Source organism: Actinosynnema sp. NPDC023658, assembly GCF_040639995.1.
In the GTDB taxonomy this organism is placed as follows: domain Bacteria; phylum Actinomycetota; class Actinomycetes; order Mycobacteriales; family Pseudonocardiaceae; genus Actinosynnema.
In genome coordinates, this window is sequence record NZ_JBFAAX010000676.1 from 1 (window position 1) to 3,125 (window position 3,125).

At 70.6% G+C, this 3,125-nt stretch carries 1 protein-coding gene and 1 pseudogene; one reads left to right on the top strand and one right to left on the bottom strand.

The window, feature by feature from the left end; all coding sequences use genetic code 11:
* The first annotated feature begins 349 nt into the window (after positions 1-349).
* Positions 350-2,881, top strand: coding sequence for a sugar-binding domain-containing protein (locus AB0G02_RS33015; protein ID WP_360802112.1), 2,532 nt, complete (start codon positions 350-352; stop codon positions 2,879-2,881).
* Positions 2,882-2,917: 36 nt separating this feature from the next.
* Here AB0G02_RS33015 and AB0G02_RS33020 read toward each other — a convergent pair.
* A pseudogene (locus tag AB0G02_RS33020) lies at positions 2,918-3,125 on the bottom strand (sodium:proton antiporter); the annotation flags it as partial.

Genomic DNA, 3,125 nt, shown 5'->3' on the forward strand with positions numbered 1-3,125 from the left:
GCCAGACCGACGCTGCCCGACCTGCCCGGCAACCGCAGCTGGGCGAAGCCCGGTGCCGCGTAGGGCGTCACTGACTCCAGCAGGTGATCGGCCACGGCCTCCCAGTGCGCCCGGGTCCACCCCGTGTACGGCGACGAGAAGCCATCGACGGGAGGAAGTCGACGGGGGAGAGCAGACGCGGTTAAAACGTTTGCACACACTATTGACAGCCTTCCGTAGGCCTGATTGCCTGCCTAATTGTAGTAACCGTTTCAACCCCGAAAGCAGCTCGACCCCGCCGCCACCCACCCCCGCACCGATCCCGGGAACGGAACACATGGACACCACGACAGGACACCCCTCCACCGGTGTGAGCCGCAGAACCGTGCTGGCGGGCATGGGCGCGGCGGTCGCCGCCGCCTCCGGCGTGCTCGGCACGGTGACCGAGGCGACCGCGGCCACGCCGTCCGGCCGGACGGTGTACAACATGAACCCCTTCTGGCGGTTCACCCAGCAGGACGTGCCGAACGCGCAGGCCGAGTCGTTCGACGACTCCGCCTGGGCCAAGGTCAGCGTGCCGCACACGTACAACGACGTCGACTCGTTCGACAACTACATCACCAGCTCGGGCGAGTCCGCCGTCGCGATGCAGATCACCTGGTACCGCAAGCGGTTCACGCTGCCCGCCGAGCGAGCCGGGTCGAAGGTGCTGATCGAGTTCGAGGGCATCCGCCAGGCCGCGACGGTCTACGTCAACGGCGTCCAGGTCGGCCTGTACGAGTACGGCGTGACGCCGTTCGGGTTCGACATCACCGCCCAGGTGCGGTTCGGGACCGAGAACGTGATCGCGGTCAAGGCCGACAACACCAAGTGGCGGCCCGAGCAGTCCACCAACACCTCATTCGAGTGGGACAGCCGCGACTTCAACCCCACCTACGGCGGCCTGACCCGCAGCGTCCGGCTCTACGTCCTGCCCAAGACCTACTTCACCCTCCCGCTCTACACGAACCTGCGCACGACCGGCACGTACGTCTACGCGTCGGACTTCTCCATCGCCGGCGGCACGGCCACGGTCACCGCCGAGGCGCAGGTGCGCAACGAGCAGACCACCGCCCGCACGATCACCGTGTCGGCCACCGTGGTCGACTCCGCCGGCAACGCGGTCCAGACCCTCACCGGCGGCCCGGTCACCCTCGCGGCCGGGCAGACGCAGACCGTGAAGGTCGGCGGCACCGTGAGCGGGCTGCGCTTCTGGGAACCGGGCAACCCGCACCTCTACACCGTCGAGGTGGTGCTGCGGGAGGGCGGCGCGGTGCTGGACGCCCACCCGGTCCGCACCGGGTTCCGGAAGGTGGCGCTGCGCGGCGGCACGAGCAGCGGCGGCGTCCACATCAACGACAAGTACGTGTTCCTGACCGGTTACGCGGTCCGCGCCACCAACGAGTGGGCCGCGATCGGCGGCGCCGTGCCGGAGTGGATGACCCAGCTCGACGGCCGGATGATCCGCGACAGCAAGGCCAACCTCATCCGGTGGATGCACATCTCCGCCCCGCCGGCCAACATCCGGATGACCGACCAGCACGGCATCGTGTCGATCCAACCCGCGGGCGACAAGGAGGCCGACAAGACCGGCCGCCAGTGGGACCAGCGGGTCGAGGTCATGCGCGACTCGATCATCTACTTCCGCAACAACCCCAGCATCCTGTTCTGGGAGGCGGGCAACAACTGGATCACCGTCGAGCACATGACCCAGATGACGAACCTGCGCAAGACCTGGGACCCGCACGGCGGTCGGGCGATGGGCTGCCGGGCCATCAGCGACGACCCCGGCTACGGCGGCACGGCCGTCGTGGACGCCGCGGAGTGGGTCGGCACCATGCTCAACCGGCACTACTCGGTCTACGCCCGCGACCGCAAGCCGATCATCGAGTGCGAGTACACCCGCGACGAGGCGCCCCGCCGCGTGTGGGACGACTTCTCGCCGCCGGACTTCGGTTACAAGACCGGGCCGGACGTCACCTGGCACTGGCAGTCCGAGCAGTTCGCCGGCCCCGTCGCCGCGTCGACCCGCGGCGAGTTCTGGCGCCAGCGCATCCAGGGGCCGGGCGACCGCCGCTACTCCGGCGCGGCGGCGTTGATCTGGGCCGACTCCAACCAGCACGGCCGCCAGTACGGGTGGGAGTGCGCCCGCCTGTCCGGCCGGGTGGACGCGGTGCGCATCCCGAAGGAGTCCCTGCACACCTACCGCGTCATGCAGAGCGACACGCCCGACATCCACGTCATCGGGCACTGGACCTACCCCGCGAACACCACCAAGACCGTGCACGTCATGGCCTCGGCGCAGGTCCGCCGGGTGCAACTGCTGGTCAACGGCGTCCAGGTCGGCAACAGCACCGCGCCCACCGACGACTTCCTGCACTCGTTCCCCTCGGTGCGCTGGCAGTCGGGCACCGTCACGGCCGTCGGGTACGACTCGGCCGGCCGCGAGGTGGTGCGCGCCTCGAAGACGACGACCGGCGCGGCCGTGGCGCTCAAGCTCACCCCGTACACCGCGCCGGGCGGCCTGCTGGCGGACGGGAGCGACATCGCGTTCTTCGACGTCGAGGCCGTCGACGCGCAAGGTCGCCGGATGCCCACCCACCAGGCGAGGGTCGACTTCACCCTCACCGGGCCCGGCACGTTCCTCGGCGGGTTCAACCCGGGCAAGCCCGGCAGCGTCCACAAGTCGTACGTGGACACCGAGGCGGGCATCAACCGGGTGTTCCTCCGGGCCTCGCGCACCGCGGGCGCGCTCACCCTGCGCGCCACAGCCGGCGGCCTGACCGAGGCCACCGCCACGGTCACGTCCACCGCGATCTCCCTGCCCGGCGGTCTCACCACGGTGATGCCCGTCGGTTACTGAGCGCGGTGCGCCGCCCGACGCCGGGCGGGCCGGTGGTCAGTCCGTCGGGCCGCCCCGGAGTTCCAGGGCGAGCTGCGTGGCGTCCACGTTGCGCAGCGCGTGGGACAGGACCTCGGCGTCGAACGCGCCGTCGTCGCGGGCGTCCAGGAGGGCGTCGCGCTGGGCGGTGAGCACCGACAGCCGGTGCTGCCGCTCCGAGGCGCCCTCCTCCCGCGGGGTGCCCTGGGAGACCTCGCGGAGGAGG